Annotated in this window: 16 protein-coding genes; 4 read left to right on the top strand and 12 right to left on the bottom strand. The window is 53.1% G+C overall.

The window, feature by feature from the left end:
* Positions 1-126: 126 nt before the first annotated feature.
* From EDM56_RS05175 to EDM56_RS05125, 11 genes are all read right to left on the bottom strand, one after another.
* Positions 127-1,506: a sigma-54 interaction domain-containing protein gene (locus EDM56_RS05175; RefSeq protein WP_183192302.1), complete on the bottom strand. Its 1,380-nt coding sequence runs from the start codon at positions 1,504-1,506 to the stop codon at positions 127-129.
* 130 nt (positions 1,507-1,636) lie between these two features.
* Positions 1,637-2,131 carry a GNAT family N-acetyltransferase gene (locus EDM56_RS05170; protein WP_183192301.1) on the bottom strand — a complete coding sequence of 165 codons (495 nt, stop codon included), beginning with the start codon at positions 2,129-2,131 and terminating at the stop codon, positions 1,637-1,639.
* A 13-nt stretch (positions 2,132-2,144) separates the two neighbouring features.
* Positions 2,145-2,783, bottom strand: a complete 639-nt coding sequence (locus tag EDM56_RS05165; RefSeq protein ID WP_246009264.1) for a VC0807 family protein — start codon at positions 2,781-2,783, stop codon at positions 2,145-2,147.
* Positions 2,784-3,122: 339 nt separating this feature from the next.
* Complete coding sequence (gene map, locus EDM56_RS05160) at positions 3,123-3,869, bottom strand: type I methionyl aminopeptidase (protein ID WP_122916824.1); 747 nt, start codon at positions 3,867-3,869, stop codon at positions 3,123-3,125.
* 5 nt (positions 3,870-3,874) lie between these two features.
* The gene (locus EDM56_RS05155; RefSeq protein ID WP_122916823.1) at positions 3,875-4,477 is read right to left on the bottom strand and encodes a TetR/AcrR family transcriptional regulator; all 603 of its coding nucleotides are present in this window, start codon (positions 4,475-4,477) and stop codon (positions 3,875-3,877) included.
* 169 nt (positions 4,478-4,646) lie between these two features.
* Positions 4,647-6,659 carry a molybdopterin-containing oxidoreductase family protein gene (locus EDM56_RS05150; protein WP_183192300.1) on the bottom strand — a complete coding sequence of 671 codons (2,013 nt, stop codon included), beginning with the start codon at positions 6,657-6,659 and terminating at the stop codon, positions 4,647-4,649.
* 58 nt (positions 6,660-6,717) lie between these two features.
* Positions 6,718-7,272 (bottom strand): glycerol-3-phosphate responsive antiterminator, encoded by a 555-nt coding sequence (locus EDM56_RS05145; protein WP_122916821.1) that lies wholly within the window; start codon positions 7,270-7,272, stop codon positions 6,718-6,720.
* Positions 7,273-7,283: 11 nt separating this feature from the next.
* Positions 7,284-8,945 (bottom strand): glycerol-3-phosphate dehydrogenase/oxidase, encoded by a 1,662-nt coding sequence (locus tag EDM56_RS05140; protein ID WP_122916915.1) that lies wholly within the window; start codon positions 8,943-8,945, stop codon positions 7,284-7,286.
* Between the two features lie 157 nt (positions 8,946-9,102).
* Positions 9,103-10,602, bottom strand: a complete 1,500-nt coding sequence (glpK, locus tag EDM56_RS05135; protein ID WP_122916820.1) for a glycerol kinase GlpK — start codon at positions 10,600-10,602, stop codon at positions 9,103-9,105.
* 62 nt (positions 10,603-10,664) lie between these two features.
* Complete coding sequence (locus EDM56_RS05130) at positions 10,665-11,483, bottom strand: MIP/aquaporin family protein (RefSeq protein WP_122916819.1); 819 nt, start codon at positions 11,481-11,483, stop codon at positions 10,665-10,667.
* 309 nt (positions 11,484-11,792) lie between these two features.
* Positions 11,793-12,965, bottom strand: a complete 1,173-nt coding sequence (locus tag EDM56_RS05125) for a MalY/PatB family protein (protein ID WP_122916818.1) — start codon at positions 12,963-12,965, stop codon at positions 11,793-11,795.
* Between the two features lie 142 nt (positions 12,966-13,107).
* Between EDM56_RS05125 and rarD the strand changes: the two genes are divergently transcribed.
* Positions 13,108-14,034 (top strand): EamA family transporter RarD, encoded by a 927-nt coding sequence (rarD, locus tag EDM56_RS05120; RefSeq protein WP_122916817.1) that lies wholly within the window; start codon positions 13,108-13,110, stop codon positions 14,032-14,034.
* A 30-nt stretch (positions 14,035-14,064) separates the two neighbouring features.
* Here the strand turns inward: rarD and EDM56_RS05115 are convergent, their stop codons facing one another.
* Positions 14,065-15,627: a sigma 54-interacting transcriptional regulator gene (locus EDM56_RS05115; RefSeq protein WP_246009273.1), complete on the bottom strand. Its 1,563-nt coding sequence runs from the start codon at positions 15,625-15,627 to the stop codon at positions 14,065-14,067.
* Between the two features lie 347 nt (positions 15,628-15,974).
* Here EDM56_RS05115 and fmdA point away from each other — a divergent pair, with 347 nt between their 5' ends.
* The 3 genes from fmdA to EDM56_RS05100 all read left to right on the top strand — a co-directional run bounded on the left by fmdA (position 15,975) and on the right by EDM56_RS05100 (position 18,187).
* Entirely contained in the window at positions 15,975-17,156 is a 1,182-nt protein-coding gene (fmdA, locus tag EDM56_RS05110; protein WP_122916815.1) for a formamidase, read from the top strand.
* Between the two features lie 81 nt (positions 17,157-17,237).
* A complete protein-coding gene (locus EDM56_RS05105) occupies positions 17,238-17,543 on the top strand; it encodes an FmdB family zinc ribbon protein (RefSeq protein ID WP_122916814.1) in 306 nt (101 codons plus the stop codon).
* A 23-nt stretch (positions 17,544-17,566) separates the two neighbouring features.
* Positions 17,567-18,187, top strand: coding sequence for an AmiS/UreI family transporter (locus EDM56_RS05100; protein WP_122916813.1), 621 nt, complete (start codon positions 17,567-17,569; stop codon positions 18,185-18,187).
* The last annotated feature ends 13 nt before the right edge of the window (positions 18,188-18,200 follow it).

Genomic DNA, 18,200 nt, shown 5'->3' with positions numbered 1-18,200 from the left:
CGTTGGAGGTTTACCTGCGTTACTGATGTAGCCTAAGTGTACTGTAAGCGCTTTTTTGAAGCCCATAGGGGATTCCCCCTACTTTTGTAAAGAAAAAAGGACCATCGGCACGATGCCGACAGTCCATTATATTTCCTGTTTTTGATGCACATACTTCCGCACTTTGCGCACCGCCGTGGGTTGGCTTATACCCAGATAGCGGGCCAGCTTGGGCGTACTGTTGTATTGCGCAAACGCATTGCGGATGATGTGAGACTCGTACTCTTCCATCATCTGCTCCAGCGTCTTTCCTTCTTGGGCTCTCCATGATTTGATTCCGCTGCTTCGCATCGCTTCGGGCAGATCCTCCACGCCGATCTTTTTTCCCTCTGATGTGAGAATGAGCCTCTCCACCAAATTTTCCAGCTCGCGCACATTGCCTGGCCAGCGGTAGCGCAGCAGCTCTTCGATCACCGGTTCGTCAAAGCTTTTATCCTTTTGATAGCGTGCATTGAACCGTATGGTAAAGGCAGTGATCATCGCAAATACATCCTGCGGCCGTTCGCGAAGCGGCGGGATGTGAATCGGGACCACGGACAGCCGGAAAAACAGATCCTTACGAAACGTCCCCGCATCCACCCGTTCCTTCAGGTCGACATTTGTTGCGGCGATCAGTCGAAAATCCACCTGACGCGGCTTGGTGCCACCGATCCGATAAAACCGTTTCTGCTGAATCAGCGTGAGAAGCTTCACCTGCAGGTTAAGCGGCAATTCCCCAATCTCATCGAGAAAGAGCGTGCCTCCCTCCGCTTCCTCCACCAAGCCCTTTTTCCCTTTCTGCTGAGCGCCGGAAAACGAGCCCGGCTCGTATCCAAACAGCTCCGATTCCAAAAGCGACTCCGGAATACTGCCGCAGTTGATTTCAACCAACGGCGCGTCTTTGCGACTGCTATACTCATGGGCGAACCGGGCGATCACATTTTTACCGACACCCGATTCTCCGGTCAGTAGGATTGTTACGTCGAAATCAGCGATTTTCTCAACCGCTTGCTTCACCTGCTTCATCGCCGAGCTGGAAGCGACCATGCCGTCCTCCAGATGCTTTTGCATGCGCAGCTCATTCAGTTCATCCTGCACCTTTTTCATATCTTCTTCCATTTGACTGACGTGTTCCTTCAGGTGGAGCAGCTCCGTCACGTCATAGGAATAGCTGACGACCCATTTGATTTCCCCGTTCTCGTCAAAAATCGGATTCGCCGTCACCAGCACTTTTGCGCCGGATTTCGTCTCCTGGATCAGCGTCTGCTTTTTCTTTTCCTTCAATACGATTTTGGTGATCGAAGGGGAGAAAATTTTGGCATCCTCCAGCTCATAAACGGATTTGCCGATAATATCTTCGCGCGGGATCAGATACAGCTTTTCTGACACCTTGTTGGCATAAACGACCACGCCGCGGCCATCTGTAATAATCATATCGTTATGAACGGCATCGAATACGTCTGCCCAGTCATGCATGAGCGATCCCATCACGGCCACCTCCACCTTACAGCCTTCATTCTTTTTATTATAGCATGTGCGTTGGAAGTCTTGGTTTCGCCTGGGCACTATCAAAAAACGATAGAGGCCACAGGGCATCTACCGACGAATGGAAGGTGGTTTATAATACTTTTTCAAAACAAATGAACGGATGCCGGCGCATTGGGAACCGCACCTCGCCCCGGCGCTGGTAGCCGTTGCGGTCATATAACGATACGGCTGCCGCATTGTCCGTGTACGCATCGAGATGAATGCTGTCGTACTGATGCGCGCGGGCAAAATTTTCGCAAAAGGAGAGCATGTGCTTCCCAATCCCCCTGCCTTGCGCATCCGGGCTGACGACCAGTCGATGGATGATGAGCGCTCGGTGATGCGTCCATGAGATTTGCTCGTACTCGCGCGGCGTTACCGTATTTAACGTGACTGCTGCGATAAACCGACCATCTTCGAGAATTCCGTACAGCTCCCCTTTTTTCACATCGTTTCGGATGAGAAAGGAATTCGGGTAGAAAAAGTCCCACTGCTTAATGCCTTGGCTTCGCAGATGTTTTTTCGCCGCGGAAAACAGCGCGGGCAAGGATCCTGCGAGTGCGGGAGTCGCTTGAACGATTTCCATGGCAGATACCTCCCTATTTGGCAATCCGTTTGAGGGCATAGCGGCGGAAATAGACGGTGAACAAAATCGCAGCCCCGATGAAGCCGTAGACGACGAAATTGGATACGGCCAGAAACTGCGTAATCGACAGGTGGTAAACCAGATAGGAGCGCACAGCGGCTTCCCCGACGAGGGCCACTCCCCACACAAGCGTCATGATGCGCAAAACAAAGCGGAAGTGCGCATGCTGCCATTTCGCTGCGAATTCGGCAACGCGTTGCGGGTCGTTCCCTACGGTAAAACGGAGCGCGAAGTAATAGATGAGCGGGCGCGGAAATAAGAAGGAACAGAAGAACAGCAAGCCAAGCGCGCCGGTGACAAATGATTCACGCAGCAAAATCAGCTGCTCGTTTCCCCCCATGAAAACCGCGGCCAGGCTCAGAATAAAGCCAAGCAGCATGAAGGAAGCGAAAACGTCGAGGCGGCGGTAGCGAATCAGGCTGAACAGGTTATCAACCAACGGGATCGCAGCCGCGATCGATAAAGCGACGAAGCTGGATGTATAGCCCAGCAAAATTTGGTATACGGCAAGCGGAAGGGCGCCGTTGATCAGCAGCGTCATCACGATGCCACGGATGATTTTTTTCTTATTCATGGATTGAGGCACGCTCATTTGTGAACATCTCCTTTGATTGAACCGTTCTTTGATCTGGATTTAGCGTAACATACCGACGGTCGGTTTGTAAATAAGAAAAAATGATTCCGTTGATCTAACAAGATTTTTCGACTGAGAATTCGGCGAACTTTGGAAAATAAGGAATAGACTGTTCCATAAAAAGAAAAAGCGGTGGTTTAAGACCCTGATAAAGTCTTAGACTGCCGCTGTTGTTGTTCAACTATGGTCCCCAGTTAGCAACAATCAATCGGCTGCCTTGCTGTGTTCAAAAACGCGAGCAGTGGCCGATTTTTTTGCTTGTTCAAAATCAAATTTGAACAATATAAGGAATGAATTCTATTGTGCGGTCAATATAATCGGACCATCCGCAGTAATGGCGACCGTATGCTCGTACTGTGCGGAAAGCTTGCCGTCAGCGGTTCTGGCGGTCCATCCGTCGGCATCAATCGTCATTTTCGCTTTTCCGGCATTCAGCATCGGCTCGATCGTTAAAACCATCCCTTCCTTCAAGCGGAACCCTTTGCCCGGATTCCCGACGTGGGGATAATTAGGTTCCTCATGCATCTCCCTTCCTACGCCATGACCGAGCAGATCGCGAACCACCGAGTATCCGTTTCGCTCGGCATGCGTTTGAACCGCGTGCATCACATCGCCGATCCGGTTTCCGACGACAGCCTTTTCGATACCAAGATATAAGCATTCCTTCGTTACTCGCATCAGATTACGAGCTTCTTCCGACACGTCGCCGACCGCATAACACCAAGCTGAATCGCCGATCCAGCCATCCGCCTCCGCAACGATGTCGATTTTGACGATGTCGCCTTCCTTGAGCGGCTTCCGGCTCGGAAAACCATGTGCAATGACGTCGTTGACAGACGCACATGTCGCAAACGGATAGCCGTTGTAGCCTATCGTATAAGCCTTGGCTCCATTCTCCTTCAGGAACCGCACCGCGAACGACTCGATCTCGAGCGTCGTGACACCCGGCCGGATCATACCTGCGATTGCTTGATGAAAAGCAGCGACAATTCGGCCGGCTTTTCTCATTTCTTCAATTTCTGCTCTTGATTTCAGGATGACCATTCCATTCATTTCTCCTTTGACTGTATGCCTGAAAAAATCATATCGACGATCCCTTCCACGTCCATCTCGTTGTGCATATTGTGGTGGATGTTCAATGCTGCGCAGCCAACGAGCGAGCCAAATATCAGAGTTGCTGTTTTCTCCGATGATTGGGAACCGATTCCTTCGCGAATCATTTCCACAAACGGCAAATAGATCCGTTCCTGAAAATCGGCAAACAGCTTGATGAACCGGTTTCCCGGGAAGTGATGAAAATTATCCGCAACCGTTTTAAGCAAAATAAATACGGAAGGATCCTGGATACACGTTTGCAGGAGCAGCCTGGAGAACGACTCAGCTTGAAGCAAACTGCCGCCGTCCCCCGTCAAAGCGGGCAGTACTGCCGTCTCCGTTCGATTCAGGGCATCCCACAGTAAATCTTCCAAAAGCATGTGCTTATTTTTGTAGTAATGATACACAGTTCCGTAGCCGAGCTCTGCCTTGACCGCAACATCGCGTATTTCCAATTGAATGCCCTTCTCCAAATATACTTCCGCAGCCGCTTGCATAATTTGGTTCATCCGCATCTCCCGGATCGCATCATTTTGTTCTTTGGTACGTGGTGACATGGCTCCTCCTTTTTAGACCTGCAGTAATGTCAATGTAAAATTAATGTACATCATTTAGAAGTAAGGATCAAGTACTTTACAAGCTATTGAAAGTTGAAACCAAGTAGCTTTGGCCTGAAAAAAGCGAAAAACTTGGCCACCAAAAGCGCCAAGTTTTTCCCATCCTGTTTTATGCCTCTTTGCGAATTGACACCCGATTATCATGCAGCGTACTTCCCCAACCCATATCGGTCAGCCGTTCGCTAGTCAAAAAGTTGATTGATTTGCCGTCCGGTGTATGCTGTGTCCACCATACCCCTTCGGCGACGACGACACCAGGCGGCACGTCTTCGGTCAACTTGGCCCACAGCGTAAGCGAGCCGCGCTCGTTGTACGCCTCAATCCAGCCGTCCTCCTCGATGCCTTGCGCCAATGCGTCTACCGGGTTCACCTGCAGCGTCGGCCGCTGCTCCTGTTCGCGCAGCTTGTCGACCGCCCCAAACGATGAGTTCAGCGTGTAGTGTGCAGGTGGGGTCAGTAAATGAAGGGCCCCTTCTTCCTGTTCGACCTCGCGATAAGTCGGCACCGCGGGGTATCCATCGCGGAGCATCTGCTCCGAATAAAACTCTAGCTTGCCCGTCGGGGTCGCAAATCCATTGGCGAATACCGTGTCGAAATCGATCAGCTCCAGCGTCTCCCCCGCAAGGAATGCAGTACGTTTCACTTCATCCGCAGCGATTGTCGGGAAGAGCGCGAGAGCCAGTTCCTCGTTGGATAACGTAAACACGTCCTCGGTAAAGCCCATGCGCTTCGCCAGTTCACAGTACAGCTCGCGGTTGCTGAGCGCCTCGCCCAGCGGCGCAATCACAGGGTCTACTTTTTGCATATACGTGTGCCCATAGCTTTTGAACACGTCGAAATTTTCGAAAGATGTCGTAGCCGGCAGGACGATATCCGCATATTTCGCCGTATCGGTCATGAACTGCTCATGCACGACCGTAAACAGATCGTCGCGGGTCAACCCTTTGCGGATCAACTCAACGTCAGGTGCCGTGATCGCCGGATTGCCGCCCGAGACGAAAAAGCAGTTAATCGGCGGATTTTGCACATGCAGCAGATTGGAGCCGACCCTTACGTTGTCGAGCACGCGCGTGTCTTCCGGAAGCAGGTCAGGACGAGCCAGTACGTCCATATTTTTCGGGAACGCGTCCGACGTGAACATGATCGCGCCGCCGCCTTTCTTATGGTACGCGCCCACCAAACCAGGCAAGCATGCGATCGAACGAACGGACATGCCGCCGCGGCGGTTGCGGGAGAGGCCGATGCCGACGCGGATGAACGGAGCGCGCGCTTGTCCGTACATCCGGGCCAGCTTGCGCACATCATCTGCGCTCACGCCCGTAATCGCTTCCACTTTTTCAGGCGAATAGTCCGGAAGTGTCGCACACAGTTCCTCGAATCCATGCGTGTATTTTTCAATATAGGGGCGATCGATCAGCTCTTCAGCCACCAGCACATGCATGATGCCGAGCGCCAATGCGGCGTCCGTGCCCGGCTTGATCTGTACATACCAATCTGCTTGCTTGGCCGTGCGGTTGCGGTACGGATCGATGACGATCATCTTGGCCCCGTTCTTCTTCGCTTGCTTGAAAAACGCGAGCATGTGCATGTTGCTCGACGCCATATTGCTGCCCCAGACAAGCATTAGATCCGTATGGGCTACCGACTCAGGGCGGCTGCCCACCAGGCTTCCGACCGTATACAGCCATCCCTCGTTCGCAGCCGGCGAGCAGAGATCGCCACGCCCTTGGCTCGCGCCCATTTTATGAAAAAACGGAACATGCGCGTTCATCTGAATAACGCCCATATTCCCGCTTCCGTGAAAACAATAGACGGTTTCGCCCCCGTAGCGCGCCGTTTCTTCGCGCAGGCGGCTTACGATCGTGTCGAGCGCCTCCTCCCAAGTGATCCGCTCGAACTGCCCGCTTCCTTTGGGTCCGGTTCGCTTGAGCGGATACAGCAGACGTTCGCTGGAATGGACACGTTCCGGATAGCGGAGGACTTTGGAACATAGTGCGCCGCGAGTGAACGGATGGTCCGGGTCTCCTTTGGTCGTGACGACGCGCCCTTCCTCATTTACGGTAGCAATGATCGAGCATGTATCGGGACAATCGTGCGGGCAAACGGTTTTCAACTGTTTCACATGACACATCTCCCTTCGAGCCATCAATAGCTTATGGAAGAGATTATATCACGCCAGACTATCTTTTCGACCATAGTTCTTTGCGCGAAGTGGTTACGGATGTAGCACCCGCTTGAAGCGCGCGATCGACATCCTCCCGCGTCCGGATAAAACCGCCTGCGATGACGGGAATTTGCGTGCGAGTGATGATCTCCTCGATCAAGTGCGGGATGACGCCCGGTAGCACTTCCACATAATCCGGCTTGGTTCTCTCCAATTGGGCCAAGCTGCTCTCCAGCGCCATCGTATCGATAAGAAACAAGCGCTGGATGCAGACCAGTCCTTTTTTCTTCGCTGCCAGGATCACGTTGTTGCGCGTGGTGATGATGCCCTCGGGCTTACCTTCCTGCGCGATGAATTCCATAGCATATTCATCCGATTTCAAGCCGTCGATTAAATCGGCGTGAATCAGTAATTTTTTCCCGAACGCTCGGGCCCGGTTTCCCAACGGTTTCACTTGGGCGACGTGAGCGTTGAGCAAAATGATTCGCTCATAGCAGCTTTCCAGCAGCTCATCGAATTCTTTCAGATTGCGTGCGGCCGGCAGGATGGTTTGTTCGATTTTATTTGTCAAAAGGGTCACTCCTACTGGAATGTTTTTGCCAAGTGGTACTCACTTTCAAACGCAGTGATGTCACGCTCTTTTTTCGCCTGTGTCCAATGAAACGCGCTCCCGAGCTCATCCGCCAGCTTCGGATAAAGGGACGCCAGCGTATTCCGCTCAAAAAACAGTCTGCCCGAGCGGCGGATAAGAAAATCACTCAACGACATAACCATCTCTTCGTTGATTCCATATTGCAGCTCTGCGGACAACAAGGCTTCTTGCGGCGTTTTGCCCTGCGCCAGGAGTTCCAGGCAAGACGTTACTATTTGTTCGGTATTGGTCCCGTATTTTCCTACTAATGCACCGACACTGTCCTCGCCGATTCCTACAGCTTGCAGACGCTGTGCCTGCGCTTTGATAAAGCCGGGAATCTGTGTCGCCTTCAAGAAGTCGCCGCCGGCCAGTACAATTTGATCGGTATGGCACGGACGGAATGAACGGCCATCCTCCTGCGCCAGCTGCCCTGCCACCACATCCACAATACGCTCCGCCATTTTGCGGAAGCCTGTGAGCTTGCCGCCGGCGATGGTGATCAACCCGCTTTTGGAATAGAAAATTTCGTCCTTGCGCGACAGCTCAGACGGCGACTTGCCATCTTCGTGAATCAGCGGGCGCAATCCTGCCCAGCTGGAGGTGATGTCCTGCTCGGTCAACTTGACGGAAGGGAACATATCGTTGACGGCCTTGAGCAAATAGTCGACGTCCTCTTGGCTGACAGTCGGACGCTCCAGCACGCCTTGGTAATTCGTATCGGTCGTCCCAATGTATGTCGCGTTGTTGCGCGGAATCGCAAAGATCATCCGCCCGCCCGCAACGTCGAAATACACTGACTGCTTGAGCGGCAAGCGCTCATAAGGAACGACCAGATGCACGCCTTTTGTCAAATGCAGTCGTTTGCCAAACAGCGATTTGTCCTTGTCACGCAGTCCGTCGACCCACGGCCCTGCTGCATTAACGATTTTTTTCGCATACAGCGCATGCTCTTTTCCCGTGGCCAAATCGAGCACCTTGACGCCTACAACCTTGCCGTTTTCATAGAGAAAATCCGTCGCTTCCGTATAATTGACGCATTTGGCCCCGTGGGCACGCGCTGTTTTCATCACCTCGATGGTCAAGCGCGCATCATCCGTGCGGTATTCATAGTAAAGGCCGCCGCCTTTGAGAATATCCCGGCGCAAGAGCGGTTCCCGTTCCTCCGTCTGCTTTTTGGACAGCATGATCCGGCGCTCTTTTTTCTCGACGCCCGCCAAAAGGTCGTACACATAGAGTCCGATCGAGGTGGCAAGCCTGCCGTACGTACCTTTTTCGACAATCGGCAGGATCATTTTTTCCGGAATGACGATGTGCGGTGCATTGCGGAACAAAATCGCCCGCTCCTTGCCGACCTCTTGCACCAGCTTGACATCACCCTGCTTCAAATAGCGCAATCCTCCATGAATCAGCTTGGTCGAACGACTGCTGGTACCTGCCCCGAAATCCTGTTTTTCCACCAATCCGACCGAAAGACCGCGCGAAGCCGCATCAAGGGCGATGCCTGCACCCGTTACTCCTCCGCCGATGACCAGCAGATCGAGACACTCGTTTTCCATCTCCTCCAAACAAGCTTCGCGTTGAAATGATGACAATGTAGGTTGACTGTTCATGGTCCGATTCTTCCCTTCTCTGCTGGGAAAAACAAAAAACAGCCAATATTCAAAAGAAGCAACGCAATTTTGCATTTGCCCTTTTGATACTGGCTGTCTCCAACGTCTCCACAGCATAATTAACTTATCTATATTCTATTCCTGTTCCGTGCAAAAATCAATGCGAAGCCTTATATCCCATGGTGGCAATTACTGCTTGCTTCCAGCCTTCATACAAGCTTTGGCGTTTTTCCTCCGCCATCGCTGGCTCAAACGAACGCTCCACCACTTTGTTATGGATGATGTCTTCCTTGCCGCTCCAATATTCGACGGCGAGGCCCGCGAGATACGCTGCGCCCAATGCGGTCGTTTCATTGACGCGCGGACGCTCGACGGCCGTAGCCAAGATGTCGGATTGGAATTGCATCAGGAAGTTGTTCGCGACCGCGCCACCATCGACTGCAAGCTTCTGCAGCTTAATACCGGAGTCTGCCTCCATCGCTTCCAGCACATCGCGTGTCTGATACGCCAGCGATTCCAGTGCTGCGCGGATCAAATGATCTTCCGTCGTGCCGCGTGTCAGGCCAAAAATCGCGCCGCGCGCTTCCATGTCCCAATACGGTGCGCCCAAGCCGACGAATGCCGGAACCATGTAAACGCCATCTGTTCCATCGACCGCTGTCGCATGCTTTTCCGAATCGGACGCCTTCGCCAGCAGCTTAAGGCCGTCGCGCAGCCATTGGATCGCCGCGCCCGCAACGAAAATGCTTCCCTCCAGCGCATACTCGACCTTGCCATCCACACCCCATGCGATTGTGGTCAAGAGTCCGTTTTGCGATGCCACCGCTTTTTCGCCCGTATTCATCAGCATGAAGCAGCCGGTGCCGTATGTGTTTTTCGCCGCTCCTTCAGTAAAGCACGCTTGGCCGAACAACGCCGCTTGCTGGTCGCCCGCGATACCCGCAATCGGGATGCCCACGCTGAACAATTTTTCATCGGTATACCCATATATCTCGCTGGAAGGACGTACCGTTGGCAGCATGTTCGCAGGCACCTGCAGCATTTCCAGCAGCTCGCGGTCCCACTCCAGGGAATGAATATTGTACATCAGCGTGCGGGACGCATTGGAATAGTCGGTCACATGCACGTTGCCGCCCGTCAGCTTCCAGATCAGCCATGTGTCGATCGTTCCAAACAAGAGGTCGCCGTTCTCTGCTTTTTCCCGAGCGCCCTCCACATGATCGAGCATCCATTTGACTTTTGTCCCGGAGAAGTATGCGTCGATCAGCAATCCGGTTTTTGCGCGTACTGTCTCGTCATAGCCCGCTTCCTTCAGCTGGTTGCAAATGTCGATCGACTGGCGGCTTTGCCACACGATGGCGTTGTGGACCGGCTTGCCTGTATGCTTATCCCAAACGACTGTCGTTTCACGCTGGTTCGTGATTCCGATTCCGGCGATTTGCTCCGGCTTCACGTGATTTTCCAACAAAACCGCTTTCAATACTTCCAGCTGCGATTCCCAAATTTCCTCGGCGTTGTGTTCGACCCAGCCTGGCTTCGGATAGATTTGCGTAAATTCTTTTTGGGCCACCCCGATGATGGCGCCGGATTTATCGAACAGAATTGCACGGGAGCTTGTCGTTCCTTGGTCCAACGAAAGCATATATTTGTTTTCCATTTTCACAGTTCCTCCTTATAATAAGGAAATAGGTATCCTACACTTTTTCTCTGGCAGGGTTGTTATCCTGCTAATTTTTTTGTCTGTTCCACTTTCACGTTTTTGCTCATGTTTCCGACCACAATCCCAATCACCATGAACACGGCGAGGCCGATTACGCCTGCCAGCGAGTGGTCCACAAAGGACGCTTTGTAAAAGAACGCCCCGCTTACAGCACCGATGACCGGTCCGACAACCGGAATCCACGCATAACCCCAGTTGGAATCCCCTTTTCCGTGAATCGGCAGCAGCGCATGTGCCAAGCGCGGTCCAAGGTCGCGAGCCGGATTGATCGCATAGCCGGTTGTTCCGCCCAGCGACAAGCCGATCGCCACGATCAGGAAGCCGACGACGAACGGGTTCAGTCCTTCTGCAAATTTATTCGCGCCGATGGCAAGCAATCCCAAGACCAGAAAGAATGTACCAAGAATTTCACTAAACAGGTTGGCTACTATATTTTTGATTGCAGGCCCGGTTGCGAATACGCCCAATTTCGCTCCAACATCGCTCGTTTCTCTCCAATGCGGATAGTAAAACAGCCAGACAAACGTTGCGCCCATGAAAGCGCCGACAAATTGCGCCGCGATATAGCCCGGCACCTGTTCCCACGGAAACTGCCCGATGCACGCAAGCGCGATCGTGAGCGCCGGATTGAGATGCGCACCGCTGATGCTGCCTACCGCGTATGCGCCGCATGCGACCGCGAGACCCCATCCAAGCGTAATGACGATCCATCCTCCATTTTGCGAGTACGCTTTTTTCAGGTTTTGCCCCGCGCAAACGCCTGCACCCAAAATAATCAGGATCATCGTACCAATCAATTCACCAACATAAGCAGACATGTCCCGTCCCCCTTTTTTTGCTGAAAAACTGTTGAAACCGCTTTTTCTGAAGCGCTTACAATTTGTCTACTCCTTTCTGAAGGTTTGGAGAGAAAACAAAAAAGCTAATACTCGCAAGGTGAACGGCATACGCATGCCCTCACTTGCAAATATTAGCTGATCTCCTAAATCTCCACAGCGCTATTAACTTATGTCCTACTATATAGTGACTGGTCAAAAGCTGTCAAGATGCAATGCTGAACTTTCAGGCAAATGAAAATGGCGGTCGCTCGCGCCTGTGTGAAAGCTCGTCGCATCCGCTTTTTCTGATTAACCAAGCGGTTGAAACGTCCGCTCCAGACGGTGCATTGCCTCTTCTAAGGTCGAGCGCGGACAGGCGAAATTGATTCGTTGGAAGCCTGCTCCCGCTTCGCCGAAGCCCGTACCGTCATTGAGGCCAAGCAGCGCCTCATGGATCATCAGCCGCTTGATCTCCGCAGGCGGGAGCCCGAGCTGGCGAAAATCCATCCAGCCAAGATAGGTCGCTTGCGGTACCCGCATCGTCACCTGTGGCACGTGTTCTTGCAAAAATTGTCGAATATAGTCGGCGTTCCCTCGCAAATAAACGAGCAGCTGGTCTAGCCACTCATCTCCCCCCTGGTACGCTGCCGTCATCGCCTCGATTCCAAACATGTTGATAAACTCCACGCCCGTTCGGGACATCGCCACCTGGAATTGGCGCAGCATGCGCGCATTGGGTGAAATGACAAACGACGAGAACAGTCCAGCCAGGTTGAACGTTTTGCTTGGCGCAACGAACGTGAGCGATTTGTCAGCAATCTCCGGGGACAACGAATAAAACGGAGTATGACTGCCTTTTTCATAAACCAGGTCGGAATGAATCTCATCGGAAACGACGATGATGTCATGCTCCAGGCAGATTTCCGCCAAAGTCATCAGCTCGTTTTTTCGCCAGACACGTCCCACCGGATTGTGCGGGCTGCACAAGATCAGCATGCGTGTCTTTTCGTCGATTTTTCGTCTGAGGTCATCAAAATCCATCTGATAGTCACCATCAACTTCTATCAGTGGATTCTCTATCAATTGCCGTCCGCGGTTGCGCACCGCTTGGTAGAACGGTTGATAGACCGGCGTCTGCACAATCACCTTCTCATCGGGCTCCGTCAACGCATCGATGGCAAAATGCAGCCCCGGTACAATGCCCGGTACTGTGGCGAGCCATCCTTCCTTGACCTCCACGTCAAATCGGCGCTTCATCCAGCCGATCAACGCTTGGTTCAATTCCGCCGGCTTGCTCGGATAGCCGTAGATCGGATGCTGCGCGCGCTTCACCAGCGCCTCTGTCACACAGGGCGGACTGGCAAAATCCATATCGGCCACCCACAGCGGCAGCACGTCGCGATCCTCAAAAAAGCGGCGCCGGTCGTCCCACTTCAGGCTTCTGGTGCCATTGCGGTCAATCACATCATCAAACTGATACACGATTGCTCACTCCTTTTCGCCTGCTACATGCAATCAGAATAGCTGACCAAGTATGCAATTTCAATCAATTGGCTCTCGTTTTCGCATGTTTTTCTGTCATAATGAAAATTGCGATAAAGCTTGGAAAGGGGTTGCATGATCAATGGATGAAGAACGGCGGAGCGCAAAGCAAGGAATTGGCCTCTTAATCGCTTGCTACTCAGCGTGGGGCTTGCTGCCGCTATACTGGAAGTTTCTCGCGAATATCCCTTCCGACCAAATTCTGGCCCATCGCATCTTTTGGTCGTTTTTGTTCGTGACGGTCCTGATTTTCGCGCAGGGTCGTTGGCCGGAGATTAAAGCGGTTTTTCGCAGCAAAAAAAATATATTGGCTCTTTTTCTTTGCTCCTTATTTATCAGCAGCAACTGGTACATTTACATCTGGGCGGTCAACCACGGTCACATCGTGGAAACGAGCCTAGGCTATTACATCAATCCGCTGCTCAGCGTGGCACTAGGCATCATCGTCCTGCGCGAGCGGCTAACCTTCTGGCAAATCGTCTCGTTCTCGCTGGCGGCGATCGGCGTGACCGTCCTGACAGTCGAGTACGGCAAGTTCCCGTGGATCGGCCTGTCGCTGGCAACGACTTTTGCGGTATACGGTTTGGCGAAAAAACTGGTCAAAGTCGATTCGCTCACCGGGCTCACGATGGAAACGTTCATGGCGATGCCGTTTGCGCTCGCCTACATTCTGTACGTAGAAATCAACGGTACGGGGCTCGTCGGGAATATTTCCTGGCTCGAATTTTTCGTCCTTCTCTGTTCCGGAGTTGTCACGGCGCTGCCGCTGCTCTGGTTTGCCCGCGGCGCAAAAGCAGTCGCGATGTCGACGGTCGGCTTTTTTCAATATTTATCCCCGACGATCCAGCTCTTTCTCGGCATCTTTGTCTATCATGAGACGTTCAGCTATGTGCATGCCATCAGCTTTTCTTTCATTTGGCTGGGCCTCTTGCTCTATACGCTGTCTTTTACCGGATTGCTCGGTTCGAAGCGAAAAACCGTCGCTGCAAAAGCGCAAAAAACCCTGTAGGCATGTCGCGATGCCACAGGGTTTTTCTTTTTATATTCTGCCTCTGCCCTGCTTTTGGGCAGGCCAAAGCCCTTCTTGCCCCATTTCAAGCTCCGCCATCTTTCGGTACAGGGTGCTTCGGGCGATCCCGAGCTTTTTAGCGGCGGCGCTGAGCGATGATGTCGCTGCGATCGCCTGCTGGATCGTCTGCCGTTCCATGTCGCGCAGCATAGGCACACTTCCTCTGAACGTCTCCCCACCGCCATCTCTCACAATCCATTCATTCGGCAAATGTCCGGGTGAAATCGTCGTCTCATGGATTGCCAGCAAAAAAGCGCGCTCCATCACGTTGCGCAGCTCACGGATGTTCCCGGGCCAGTCATGCGAGAGGAAGGCTTCCTGCGCTTCCAAGCTGATGCCGACCGGCCCTGTCCCGTACTGGGCGCGAAGCTGTTTGAGAAGCACCTCCGCCAATGGCACAATGTCCTCCTTGCGCTCCCGCAACGGCGGAATGCGGATTTGCAGCACATTCAGCCTGTAGTACAGATCGGCTCGAAACCGACCGCTCTTCACTTCCTTTTCCAATACCCGATTGGTCGCTGCGATGATTCGGACGTCTACCGGCTTTTCGTCATGATCGCCAAGCCTCGTCACTTTGCGCTCCTCCAGCACGCGCAGGAGCACCACCTGTAGATCGAGCGGCAGCTCCCCGATTTCGTCGAGAAACAAAGTGCCGCCGTTCGCGGCTTCGAATTTACCGATTTGCCCACCCTTTTTCGCACCTGTAAAAGCGCCGTCACAGTACCCAAACAGCTCACTTGCCACCAGCTCACGCGGCAAAGCTGCGATATTCACACTGATAAACGGGCTGTGCTTTCGCATGCTTGACGCATGGATCGCACGGGCGAGCACTTCTTTTCCAACCCCCGTCTCTCCCAAAAGCAACGTATTGGTCGCCGAGTGAGCTGCGATGCGCGCTGATTGGAGCTCAACTCGATAGCGTTGGCTTTTCGTCTGAATGGCAGGAAAGGGGGAGGAATCGGCGGCTTGCGTATCGCTTCCTGTATGTATGTGGCGGCAAACGTCTGAGATGAATTCCCTGTACGTATGCCCGAGCGATGCGGCATAGGTTTTTCCGCACAGGTACCCAAGCCAAGTGAGCGGCAAAAATGCTTGCACATCCGTTAATGCCGCGAGCAGCAGGCTGGTGCTGCATTGGTGCTGCTCCACGGATGGAGTGCAACCAGATCGAGATGTAGCGGCTGTCCCACGCGCTTGCTGCGGCAGCTGCCGACTGGGCTGCTCTTCTTCGCTTGGCATAAAGCAGAATAAAAGGCAATCATACTGGTCGAGAATGGGGCGGATTGCGTTCAGACATGCCGAGGTGACGATTCCCATGAAAATCTTGATCCCGCGCTGGGCCATTTGCCGTACTTGAGCGGCACATATGACGGGGCTCGCTTGCATGTCGCGCATGATGAGTTCCACTGGAACAGAAGCGGAGATTTGAGGCAGAGAATGATCGTACAATGCCGAATAAATCGTGCGATGGTGTGAACGCTCGGTGACGGAGGTAATTCCGGAAAACGAGAGCAGCACGCCAACTTGAATCATTTTCACTCGCAGCCCTTCCTTAGCAAAAAGTTTGATTGTCCGATCATGATACACTGTCCGATTTTGAGGCACATACCAAAGCGACCGACAACGAACGATGCTGATGTGAAAAAGAACGCGATTCGTAACAAAAGAAAGCGTTTTGCCGTGCCCCGTTTTGGGACAAACGCTTCTATCCAGTATACAGGAATTGCCATTCAAATATATGTAAATTCAAAAATTTACCTGCTAATCATAAGGGATGAACCGTCAACGCGAAACAATCCCCCATCATGGTGGCACGTCATTTGCTTTTAAGGAATGACTGTACGTAACTAATCTCTGTCGAGAAAAAAGGAGGACGTAGCATGCCTGATGTATTGTTTCGCGTTGACTTGAACAAGCCGATGGAAGAGCAGGAGACCCCCGGCCACAACAGGTGGCATCCCGATATTCCCGCAACGGTTTCGGTCAATCCGGGCGCTGTATTCCGCATGGAGTGCAAAGACTGGACGGATGGCCAAATCGCTAACAATGACGATCCCTCTGACATTCGCGATGTCAACCTCAATCGCGTGCATGTGCTCAGCGGTCCGGTGTGGGTAAATGGCGCAGAACCCGGCGATTTGCTGGTGGTTGACATCCTTGACATCGGCGCCCTACCCAATTCCGAGTGGGGCTTCAACGGGATCTTTGCCAAAGAAAACGGCGGCTCCTTCCTCGTCGATCACTACACGCAGGCAGCCAAGTCCATCTGGGATTTCCACGGCATCTACACCACCTCCCGCCATCTTCCGGGGGTCAAATTCGCTGGCATCCTCCATCCCGGGCTGATCGGTACGGCTCCTTCTCACCAGCTGTTAGATCGATGGAACCGGCGCGAGAGTGATTTGGTCGCGAAAAATCCGGAGCGCGTCCCACCTCTCGCCAATTTGCCCACGTCGCACAGCGCGGTGCTCGGCAAGCTGAAGGGAGCAGAATTCGAACGGATCGCCAGAGAAGCGGCGCGTACTGTTCCTCCTCGGGAGCACGGCGGCAACTGCGACATCAAAAACCTTTCCAAAGGCACCCGCATTTACTTTCCTGTCTATGTCGATGGCGCCAAGCTGTCGATGGGCGACCTCCACTTCTCGCAGGGTGACGGCGAAATCACCTTCTGCGGCGGCATCGAGATGGCCGGCTGGATGGATCTGCACGTCGATGTCATCAAAGGCGGGATGGCCAAATACAACATCGTCAACAACCCGGTGTTCAAGCCAGGTCCGGTGGAGCCAAACTACACGGAATACCTTGTTTTTGAAGGCATTTCCGTCCACGAGACGACAGGCGAGCAGCTGTATATGGATGCACATGTCGCCTACCGCAACGCCTGCCTGAACGCGATCGAATATTTAAAAACCGCCATGGGCTTCACTGGCGAGCAAGCGTATATGCTGCTCGGCACTGCTCCTGTCGAGGGAAGAATCGCCGGCATCGTCGATATCCCGAATGCGTGCTGCACGCTTTCCATTCCGACCAGCATCTTCGACCGCAACATTTTGCCGAAATAACCGACTGCGGGGCGGGGTGACTCGCCCTGCTCCGTTCCACCGTTCACTTGGATAAATAGATTTTGCAAAGGAGCTGCTATCATGCCGAGATACGAGTATTTGTGCGAGGAGTGCGGACCGTTTATTCGCTGGATGAGCATGAGCGAGGTGACCACTCATGTCGGCTGTCCCGTCTGTGAGCAAAGCGCCCGGCGGATGTTTTCGGCCCCCGGTCTGATCATGACGCCACAAGCGGTGCGCCAGCGAATTGAACGCGGGGTCGAGCCCAAGATCGTAAAAAAGGACGCGCATGCGCATGACGGAAGCAGCTGCCATGGCCACACGCACGGAAAAGCGAACCATACCCATCATCATGCTGCCAAGCGCCCATGGATGGTCGGGCATTGAGCACATAAAGGAAGGGATAGCCGATGTCAAACGTCGGGCTGTTGTACGTTGGAGGTGTGTTGTTTCTCAACAGCATCATGCTTCTGGGCAAAGTGGAAGGAAAAAGCGCGGGCATCTTCAACCTGTTTGTCGGCGTGCTCCAGGTGATCACACCGCTTTATCTGATCATGACGGCAAAAGGCGACACAGACGTCATTTTTGGGGCTTCAGGCATTTTTCTATTCGGCTTCACCTATCTGTACGTCGGCATCACCAACCTGTGCAAGCTGGATACGAGCGGTGTCGGCTGGTACTCTCTGTGGGTGGCGATTTTGGCAGTCGGCTACTCCTTGGTGAATTTCATTCAATTCGGTGACTATAAATTCGGCATCATCTGGCTCATGTGGGCGTTTCTCTGGACGCTCTTCTTCATCCTGCTGGGGCTTAAAAAAGAGATCGGCCGCTATACCGGCTTGGTCACGTTGATCCAATCGTGGGTAACGGCAGCCATCCCCGCTTTTCTTTCGCTGACCGGACTGTGGGACAAAGTCTCGCCCGCATTGGTTTGGATCGTTACGGCTGTCAGCGTCATCGCGTTCGTCTATTTTTATTTCACGGCGGTCCCTGTCTCCCGTTCGCGCGCGAGCCGTACTCCTTCTGCTTGAAGAACAGTCGCTG

It is taken from the genome of Brevibacillus fluminis (assembly GCF_003710825.1).
GTDB lineage: Bacteria > Bacillota > Bacilli > Brevibacillales > Brevibacillaceae > Brevibacillus_D > Brevibacillus_D fluminis.
The sequence above is the reverse complement of the archived record's forward strand: the minus strand, read 5'-3'. Positions and strand labels throughout refer to the sequence as shown.

Coding starts and splice junctions, on each gene's coding strand:
- EDM56_RS05100 (WP_122916813.1), top strand. CDS start 17,567: ATGTCAAACGTCGGGCTGTTGTACGTTGGAGGTGTGTTGTTTCTCAAC.
- EDM56_RS05105 (WP_122916814.1), top strand. CDS start 17,238: ATGCCGAGATACGAGTATTTGTGCGAGGAGTGCGGACCGTTTATTCGC.
- EDM56_RS05115 (WP_246009273.1), bottom strand. CDS start 15,627: ATGATTCAAGTTGGCGTGCTGCTCTCGTTTTCCGGAATTACCTCCGTC.
- EDM56_RS05130 (WP_122916819.1), bottom strand. CDS start 11,483: ATGTCTGCTTATGTTGGTGAATTGATTGGTACGATGATCCTGATTATT.
- rarD (WP_122916817.1), top strand. CDS start 13,108: ATGGATGAAGAACGGCGGAGCGCAAAGCAAGGAATTGGCCTCTTAATC.
- fmdA (WP_122916815.1), top strand. CDS start 15,975: ATGCCTGATGTATTGTTTCGCGTTGACTTGAACAAGCCGATGGAAGAG.
- EDM56_RS05165 (WP_246009264.1), bottom strand. CDS start 2,783: ATGAGCGTGCCTCAATCCATGAATAAGAAAAAAATCATCCGTGGCATC.
- EDM56_RS05170 (WP_183192301.1), bottom strand. CDS start 2,131: ATGGAAATCGTTCAAGCGACTCCCGCACTCGCAGGATCCTTGCCCGCG.
- map (WP_122916824.1), bottom strand. CDS start 3,869: ATGGTCATCCTGAAATCAAGAGCAGAAATTGAAGAAATGAGAAAAGCC.
- EDM56_RS05140 (WP_122916915.1), bottom strand. CDS start 8,945: ATGAACAGTCAACCTACATTGTCATCATTTCAACGCGAAGCTTGTTTG.
- EDM56_RS05155 (WP_122916823.1), bottom strand. CDS start 4,477: ATGTCACCACGTACCAAAGAACAAAATGATGCGATCCGGGAGATGCGG.
- EDM56_RS05175 (WP_183192302.1), bottom strand. CDS start 1,506: ATGGGATCGCTCATGCATGACTGGGCAGACGTATTCGATGCCGTTCAT.
- glpK (WP_122916820.1), bottom strand. CDS start 10,602: ATGGAAAACAAATATATGCTTTCGTTGGACCAAGGAACGACAAGCTCC.